Source organism: Geodermatophilus sp. SYSU D00708, assembly GCF_054050115.1.
In genome coordinates, this window is the sequence record NZ_JBJGYS010000025.1 from 71,545 (window position 1) to 79,703 (window position 8,159).

Here is an 8,159-nt window from a genome sequence, read left to right on the forward strand (position 1 = left end):
TGCTGCAGTCAGGCCGCGGCGGGCCCGTGGGCGGGTCAGGCGGCGGCGGGGAGCAGCGGGCCGGTGTGGATCGGGGTGCCGTCGGGGCGCCAGGTGTGCCATCGGCCGTCGGGTTGTCGTTCGACGCGGAAGCCGTGGTGGACCTTGGTGTGGTGCCGCTCGCACAGCAGCGCGGAGTTGTCCAGGCTGGTGTGGCCGCCGTTGATCCACTCCAGCACGTGGTGCACGTCGCACCACCAGGTGGGGGCGCCGCAGCCGGCGAACACGCAGCCGCCGTCGCGCACCTCCACCGCCCGCCGCAGGTGGGGCGGGACGAGGCGGAGGGTGCGGCCGTAGCCCAGCGGGACCCCGTCGGGGCCGAGCACGATCCGGGTGAGCTGTCCGTCGCAGGCCAGCCACCGGGCGCGCGCCGCGGAGATCACCGCCCCGGACGCGAGCGTGCCGGCACCGGGGGCGGTGGCCGGGTCCACCAGGTCCTCGATGCCGATCTGCACCAGCACCTGTGGCTTGTGCCCGCGCAGCTGCGGCAGGCCGCCGGCGGCCAACTGGTTGTCGCACAGCTGCACCAGCGCGTCGGCCAACTGCTGGCCGCGGGAGCGGTCGTCGGCGGCGCAGCGGCCGGCCTGCACGATCGCTTCCAGCGCGGCGGCCAGCTTCTCCCCGCCGACCGCGTCGAGGTCGACCCGGCCGGTGAGCGACCCGTCCGCATGTTTGGCGATGGCCAGCCGCCGCCCCGCGGTCGGATCCGGCTCGGGCCCGTCGGGATCGAGGCGGGCCAGGTAGTGGTGCACCACCTGCCGCAGCTCGTCGTGCGGCCGCTGCGCCGCGACCTGGGCCAGCAGCTCGTCGACGTCGGCCACATCGACTCCGGCGGCGGCCGCGGCGGCCTGTGCCTCCGGGCGGGTGACCGGCTCGATGAGCGCGACCTGGCCCTCGGTCACCGCGCCGGCGGCGAACGCCGCCCCGACGGCGGGCAGGTGTTCCAGCGCCCGCCCGGCGCGCACCACCCGGCCCGCCTCGGCCGCCGACAGGTGCCCGTGCCCGCGCAGCCACGACGCCATGCTCTTGAGCCCGTCGAACTCCGCCGCGCCGGTGCCCTCACACTCGGCCACCGTGCGCGCCACCTCGGCGGCCAGCCGGTTCTGCGCGGCCAGCAGTCCGCGCAGCCGCCCCAGCAGCGCCGGCCCGAACAGCGGCGCCAGCTCCTCGGCGGCCAGGGCGTCGAGGTCGTCGGCCAGCGCCCGCAGCACCTCCGGCAGCTCGTCCACGACACCTCCCCAACGGTTCGATCAAGCGTTCGAAGTCTACCGCCGCGAGCACCCCGCCGCAGGTCGAATCCCCAGGTCAGGGCGCCGTCCACAGATGCCGGTGAGGCCTTGACACCGGCGGGTCGAGCCGCTTGCTGAAGCAGAACGCCCCCACCAGCAGCCCACTCCACCCGCCGTCGGCGGCCGGCCCGGAGGACGGCGGCGACCACCGTGGCGAACCTGCGCACGCAGATGGGGGCTGCGCGGCAGCGCGCTCGGCGGTCGCCTCGTCTGCCGGAGCGCGGATCGGAGACTTCAGCCACGGCCGAAGCCGCCGCGCCCGCCGCCGTCGAACAGCACCTCGCCCAGCACCCAGCCGAACAGGAAGAGCAGACAGACGGCGGCCGCAACCGCCGCCACCACCCGCCCCGCGGACACCCGGGCGCCCGGGCCGTTCAGGGACGCCCGTAGCTGCTCGACGGCCATGGTCGCCAGGGGGCGCCACCCGGGTGCGGCCGGTGCGGAGGACGCGGGCGCGAGGTCGGCGGTCAGCGGCTCGAGGTCCCGCCGGTGGACGGCGCCGAACGCGGCGGCCATCCGCTCACTGCCCTCGTCCGGGGGCAGCAGCCCGCGGGCGACGGCGTCCTGCAGGACGCCGACCGTGGCGAACCGGTCGGCGTCCGAGGCGCGCATCGCCGGCGGCGTCCCGGGCGGGGGCGACGTCGGCGGTGCGGGCGGGACCGAGCCGTCCGTGCCGGTCAGGGGTGGCATGGGCCTGCTCCTCTCGGGGCTGCGACACAGGAGGCGGGCAGCCTGCCCCGGGTACCTGTGACGGGCCTGTGAGCCCCGTCGTCCCGGGGTCCAGCGATCTCCATCCCGGCGTCCAGCCCACCTCCAGACCCGCAGCTCACCGTGGGCCCATGACAACCGCGACCGCCCGTCGGCTGTCGCTGCGCGCCCGGCTGCTGGCGGTGTTCCTCGTGCCCCTCGCGGTGGTGGTGGCCGTCGTCGGCGCCGTCGCCACGACCGTGCTGCACGACCAGATGCTCGACCAGGTCGACACCCGGCTGGCCGCCGCCGTCGACCGCTCGGCGCACGCCGACGCGGGCGGGCCGCCCGGGGGCTGGGACGACGTCGGACCGGACTTCCTGGCCACGCCGGGGCAGGGCGACGGCACGCTGGGGGCCCGGGTCGAGGACGGCGCGGTGACCGAGGCCGCGGTGATCACCGCCAGCGGCGAGGCGCGGCTGCTCACCGGACCGCAGCAGGAGGTTCTCGCCGACGTGCCCGCCGACGGCGGGCCGCGCACCGTCGACCTGGGCGCCGACCTGGGGGAGTACCGCGTGGTCGCGACCGCGGGCGCCGACGGGGACGTGCTGGTCACCGGGCTGCCCCTCGGGCCGACGCACAGCGCGCTGCTCCGGCTGGTCGCTGTCGAGGTCGGCGTCGGGCTGCTCGGCCTGCTCGCCGCGGCGGGAGCGGGGTTCGTGGTCATCGGCCGCACGCTGCGACCGCTGCACCGCGTCGCCGCCACCGCCGGCCGGGTCGCCGAGCTGCCCCTCTCGAGCGGCGAGGTGCGCCTGGCCGAGCGCGTGCCCGCCGCCGACACCGACCCGCACACCGAGGTCGGCCGGGTGGGTGCGGCCCTCAACCGGCTGCTGGACCACGTCGAGGAGTCGCTGGCCGCCCGGCAGGCCTCCGAGACCCAGGTCCGGCAGTTCGTCGCCGACGCCAGCCACGAGCTGCGGACGCCGGTCACCTCCATCCAGGGCTACGCGGAGCTGGTGCGCCGCAGCAGCGAGGTGCCGGACGACGTGGCCCAGGCGCTGCGCCGCGTGGAGGCCGAGGCCGTGCGGATGTCGGGGCTGGTCAACGACCTGCTCCTGCTGGCCCGGCTGGACGCCGGCCGGGAACTGGCCAGCGAGCCGGTCGACCTCACCGCGCTGGTCATGGACACCGTCAGCGACGCGCACGCCGCGGGTCCGGCACACCGCTGGCGCGTCGACCTGCCCGCCACCGCCGTCCTCGTGCCCGGCGACGACAGCCGGCTGCACCAGGTGCTGGCCAACCTGCTGGCCAACGTCCGCACCCACACCCCGCCGGGCACCACCGCCGTCGCCCGGCTGCGGGCCGAGGGCGGGACCGCGGTGCTGCAGGTCGTCGACGACGGCCCGGGGATCCCGCCGGACCTGCTCGGCTCGGTCTTCGAGCGGTTCGCCCGCGGGGACTCCTCACGGTCGCGGATCGCGGGCAGCACCGGCCTCGGCCTGGCCATCGTCCGCGCCGTCGTCACCGGGCACGGCGGAACGGTCATCGTCGACAGCGTGCCGGGCCGGACGGCGTTCACCGTCCGGCTGCCGCACGCCACCGTCGCCCAGCCCGACCTCGACCCCGACCTCGACACCGCCGCCGTCGGGTGACCGCCGCCCCCGCCCGACCATCGACCCTGGCCGCGAGCCGGGGCAGACTGCGGGGACACGCACCGGCCGGCCTCCCGGGAGCCCGGCGCACGCGACGGTGGGAGGCAGCACGATGGCCCGAGCGCCGCTCGCTCCCGAGGGCGGCCTGCGCATGGGCACCGCGCGCGGCCGGTGGGTCCTGCTCGCGACGGTGCTCGGCTCGGGCCTGGCGCTGCTCGACGCGACCGTCGTCAACGTCGCCCTGGAGCGGATCGGCGCCGACCTCGGCGCAGGCTTCTCGGGCCTGCAGTGGACGGTCAACGCCTACACCCTGACCCTGGCCTCGCTCATCCTGCTGGGCGGCTCCCTCGGGGACCGGTTCGGCCGGCGGCGGGTGTTCCTGGTCGGCGTCGTCTGGTTCGCCGCGGCCTCGCTGTTGTGCGGGCTGGCGCCGAACGTGGCGACGCTGATCGCGGCCCGCGCCCTGCAGGGGGTCGGCGGCGCGCTGCTCACCCCGGGCAGCCTGGCGATCATCTCGGCGTCCTTCCACGGGACCGACCGGGCCGCGGCGGTCGGCGCGTGGTCCGGGCTGGGCGGGGTCGCCGGGGCGGTCGGACCGTTCGTCGGCGGCTGGCTGGTCGAGTGGAGCTGGCGCGCGGTCTTCCTCGTCAACCTCCCGCTGGCCGTGGGGATCGTCGTCGTGGCCCTCCGGCACGTGCCCGAGACCCGCGACCCCGAGGCCTCGCCGCGGCTGGACTGGACCGGGACGGCGCTGGTCGCCCTCGGCCTGGGCTGCCTCACCTACGGGCTGACCGCGGCGGGGGAGCCGGGCAACGGGGCGACGGCGGTGGCCTGGTGCGTCGCCGGGGCCCTGGCCCTCGCCGCCTTCGCCGTCGTCCAGACGCGCACCCCGGACCCGCTGGTGCCGCCGGTCCTCTTCCGCAACGCGCAGTTCACCGCGGCCAACGGGGTCACCCTGGTGGTCTACGCCGCGCTGGGCGCGCTGTGGGTGCTGCTCGTGCTCCAACTGCAGGTGGTCGCGGGGTTCTCGCCGCTGCTGGCCGGCACCGCGCTGCTGCCGGTGACCGTGCTGATGCTGCTGTTCTCCGCGCGCGCCGGGGCGCTGGCCCAGCGGATCGGACCGCGGGCGCTCATGACGGCCGGCCCGCTGGTCTCCGCCGTCGGCGTGCTGCTGATGCTGCGCATCGGGCCCGACGCCTCGTACCTCACCGACGTGCTGCCCTCCACCGTGGTGTTCGGCGCCGGGCTCACCCTCCTGGTGGCGCCGCTGACGGCCACGGTGCTGGACTCGGCCGCCGACCGGTACGCCGGCGTCGCCTCGGGGGTGAACAACGCCGTCGCCCGGGCCGCCGGCCTGCTGGCGGTCGCGGTCGTCCCGGTGGTGGCCGGGATCAGCGGCGAGGACTACGCCGACCCGGTCGCGTTCACGACCGGCTTCCGGACGGCGGCGCTGGTCTGCGCCGGGCTGCTCGTCGCCGGTGCGGTGCTGTCGGCCGCGGGGATCCGCCGTCCGCTCGGTGCGGAAGAACGACACGACGACCTGCGGTTGGCGGAGTGTCCGCACTGTGGCGTGACCGGGCCGCAGCTGTGCCCGGCCACCGAGGAGGGAACCCGGTGACCGCTACCGCCGAACGCCAGACCAGCCCCGGCGGGAGCGGCCTGCTCGCCCGCGTGGCCCCGCTGCGCCGGCGGCTGCGCACCGAGGCCGGCAGCGCCGGGCTGCTGCTGCTCGCCACCGTGGTCGCGCTGCTGTGGGCCAACTCCCCGGTGGGGGACAGCTACGACGCCTTCTGGCACACCGAGCTCGCCATCTCGGTGGGCGGCGCCGAGCTCGCGCTGGACCTGCAGCACTGGGTCAACGACGGCCTGATGGTGTTCTTCTTCTTCGTCGTCGGGCTGGAGATCAAGCGCGAGCTGGTGATGGGGGAGCTCACCGACCGGCGGCGGGCGGCGGTGCCGGCGCTGGCCGCGGTCACCGGGCTGGCCGTCCCCGCGGTGGTCTACGCCGCGTTCAACCTCGGCAGCCCGGCGGCGTCGGCCTGGGGCGTGGTCATCTCCACCGACACCGCCTTCCTGCTCGGCGTGCTGGCGCTGGTCGGCCCCGCCTGCCCCGCCCAGCTGCGGCTGTTCCTGCTGACCCTGGCCATCGCCGACGACGTCGGCGCGCTCAGCGTGATCGCGCTGTTCTACACCGAGGAGCTCGCCGTCGGCCCGCTGCTCCTGGCCGTGCTCGGCCTGGCGCTGATGGCGGGGCTGCGCTACCTGCGGGTGTGGCGCGGACCGGCCTACCTGGTGCTCGGCGTCGCGGTCTGGGTGGCGATGTACGCCTCCGGCGTGCACCCGACCCTGGCCGGCGTCGTCATCGCGCTGGCCACACCTGCCTACCCGGCCCGGCGGGCGGAGGTGGAGGACGCCGCCCGCCGCACCCGCGCCTACCAGCAGTCGCCCAACCCCGAGTTCGCCCGGCTGGCCCGGCTGTCCATCGACCGGTCGGTGTCGGCCAGTGAACGACTGGAGCAGCTGTGGCAGCCGTGGACCAGCTTCGTCATCGTCCCGGTGTTCGCCCTCGCCAACGCCGGCGTCCCGCTGAACGGCGAGACCCTGCGCGCGGCCGCGACCTCGCCGGTGACCCTCGGCGTCGTCGCCGGCCTGGTCCTCGGCAAGCTCGCCGGCATCCTGCTGGGCACCGGCCTGGCGGTCCGCTTCCGGCTGGGCGAGCTCGCGCCGGGGCTGACCGGCCTGCAGCTGGCCGGTGGCGCGGCGCTGTCGGGCATCGGGTTCACCATCTCCCTGTTCATCGTCGACCTCGCCTTCGACGACGAGCTGCTCGCCGACGAGGCGCGGGTCGGCGTCCTGGCCGCGTCGGTGCTGGCGGCGCTGCTCGGGTGGGCGCTGTTCCGGCTCGCCGACCGGCGCCGTCCCCCCGGGGCCACCGGCCGCCCGGTGCTGCTGGACCCCCCGGTCGACCCCGAGCGCGACCACGTGCGCGGGCCGGTCGACGCGCCGCTGACCCTGGTCGAGTACGGCGACTTCGAGTGCCCGTTCTGCGGCCGGGCCACCGGCACCGTCGAGGAGCTGCGCGCGCGGTTCGGCGACCGGCTGCGCTACGTCTTCCGGCACGTCCCGCTGGTCGACGTCCACCCGCACGCGGAGCTGGCCGCCGAGGCCGCCGAGGCCGCCGCGGCGCAGGGCCGGTTCTGGGAGTTCCACGACCGGCTCTTCGCCGCCCAGGACCGGCTCACCGCCCCCGACCTGCTCGAGCACGCCGCCGCCGTGGGGCTGGACGTGCAGCGCTTCGCCCGCGACCTGGGGGCCAGCCGGTTCGCCCGCCGGGTCGAGGAGGACGTCGAGTCCGCCGAGGCCAGCGGCGTCGGGGGCACGCCCACCTTCTTCGTCGGCGGACGGCGGCACACCGGCCCGTACGACGCCGACACCCTCGCCGCCGAGCTGCTCGCCGCGGCGGGGGAGGACGGCTCGCCCCCGGTGGACGACGGTGTCGCCGGGCTGGCGCTGCCGGTGCTGGGGCCCCGTCGGGGCAGCGACCGGCCGGACCCGTCGCCGGACGCCGTGCAACCCGTCCCGGCCGACCTGCCCGTGAGCCCCGACCGCGGCGGCGCCTACCCCGAGCTCACCGATGCCCAGCTGGCGTTGCTGGAACGCCACGGCACCCGGCGCTGGTGCCCGGCGGGCGACACGCTGTTCCGCGAGGGGGACCCCGGCTACGACTTCCACGTCGTCGTGTCCGGCGCGATCGCGATCGTGGAGGACGCCGGCCGGGCCGACCAGCGGGTGCTCTCGGTGCACGGGGCGCGGCGCTTCCTCGGCGAGCTGGACCTGTTCAGCGGCCAGCCGGTGTCGCTCACCGCGCTCGTGATCCGCCCCGCCGAGACCGTCCGGCTGGACCACGACGGGCTGAAGGCGGCGTTCAGCGCCGACCCCGCACTCAAGGAGATGGTGCTGCGCGCGTTCCTGCTCCGCCGGTCCATGCTGCTCGAGCTGGCCGCGGACCTGCGCATCGTCGGGCGGTCCGGGTCCCCCGACAGCCGCCGGCTCCAGGACTACGCCCGCGACCGGCGGCTGTCGGCGACCTTCGTCGACCTGGACAGCTCCGGGGACGGCGCGGCGCTGCTGACCGAGCTCGGGGTCTCCGAGGAGGACCTGCCGGTCGTGGTGTGGCGGGGAGGTCGGGTGCTGCGCAACCCGTCCGACGCCGAGGTCACCGCGGCGGTGGAGGCGGGGGGCTGACGGCGGCGGTCACGCCGGCGACCAGGCCGGCGGCGGCCTCGATCGCCGCCTGCAGGTCCGCGGGGATGGTGCCGAGTACGGCCGGCCGGCGCGGCCAGGTCGGGGGACACGTCCCAGCGTGGCCGGGCCCACCGGGCCGCGCACCGGGGGGGGGGGGGGGGGGGGGCCCGCCCCCCGCCCCCCCCCCCCCCCCCGCGCCGGCCGGGGGGGGGGGGGGCCCCCCCGCGCCACCCCGGCCCATCCGCCG

The 8,159-nt window shown here is 77.0% G+C and carries 5 protein-coding genes; 3 read left to right on the top strand and 2 right to left on the bottom strand.

Annotation, left to right across the window (positions count from 1 at the left end; genetic code table 11):
• Window positions 1–35 precede the first annotated feature (35 nt).
• The gene (locus tag ACI79D_RS19225) at window positions 36–1,268 is read right to left on the bottom strand and encodes a DUF222 domain-containing protein (protein ID WP_456920078.1); all 1,233 of its coding nucleotides are present in this window, start codon (window positions 1,266–1,268) and stop codon (window positions 36–38) included.
• Window positions 1,269–1,562: 294 nt separating this feature from the next.
• Window positions 1,563–2,018, bottom strand: a complete 456-nt coding sequence (locus tag ACI79D_RS19230; RefSeq protein ID WP_456920079.1) for a DUF1707 SHOCT-like domain-containing protein — start codon at window positions 2,016–2,018, stop codon at window positions 1,563–1,565.
• 149 nt (window positions 2,019–2,167) lie between these two features.
• Here ACI79D_RS19230 and ACI79D_RS19235 point away from each other — a divergent pair, with 149 nt between their 5' ends.
• From ACI79D_RS19235 to nhaA, 3 genes are all read left to right on the top strand, one after another.
• On the top strand, window positions 2,168–3,667 hold the full coding sequence (locus tag ACI79D_RS19235) for a sensor histidine kinase (protein ID WP_456920080.1): 1,500 nt from the start codon (window positions 2,168–2,170) through the stop codon (window positions 3,665–3,667).
• A gap of 112 nt (window positions 3,668–3,779) precedes the next feature.
• Window positions 3,780–5,285 (top strand): MFS transporter, encoded by a 1,506-nt coding sequence (locus tag ACI79D_RS19240; RefSeq protein WP_456920081.1) that lies wholly within the window; start codon window positions 3,780–3,782, stop codon window positions 5,283–5,285.
• Window positions 5,282–7,912: a Na+/H+ antiporter NhaA gene (nhaA, locus tag ACI79D_RS19245; RefSeq protein WP_456920082.1), complete on the top strand. Its 2,631-nt coding sequence runs from the start codon at window positions 5,282–5,284 to the stop codon at window positions 7,910–7,912. The genes ACI79D_RS19240 and nhaA overlap by 4 nt, the downstream gene beginning before the upstream one ends.
• Window positions 7,913–8,159: the final 247 nt, after the last annotated feature.

Excerpts from the sequence above, each read along its gene's own strand:
- ACI79D_RS19235 (WP_456920080.1), top strand. The coding sequence starts at position 2,168 with ATGACAACCGCGACCGCCCGTCGGCTGTCGCTGCGCGCCCGGCTGCTG.
- ACI79D_RS19230 (WP_456920079.1), bottom strand. The coding sequence starts at position 2,018 with ATGCCACCCCTGACCGGCACGGACGGCTCGGTCCCGCCCGCACCGCCG.
- ACI79D_RS19240 (WP_456920081.1), top strand. The coding sequence starts at position 3,780 with ATGGCCCGAGCGCCGCTCGCTCCCGAGGGCGGCCTGCGCATGGGCACC.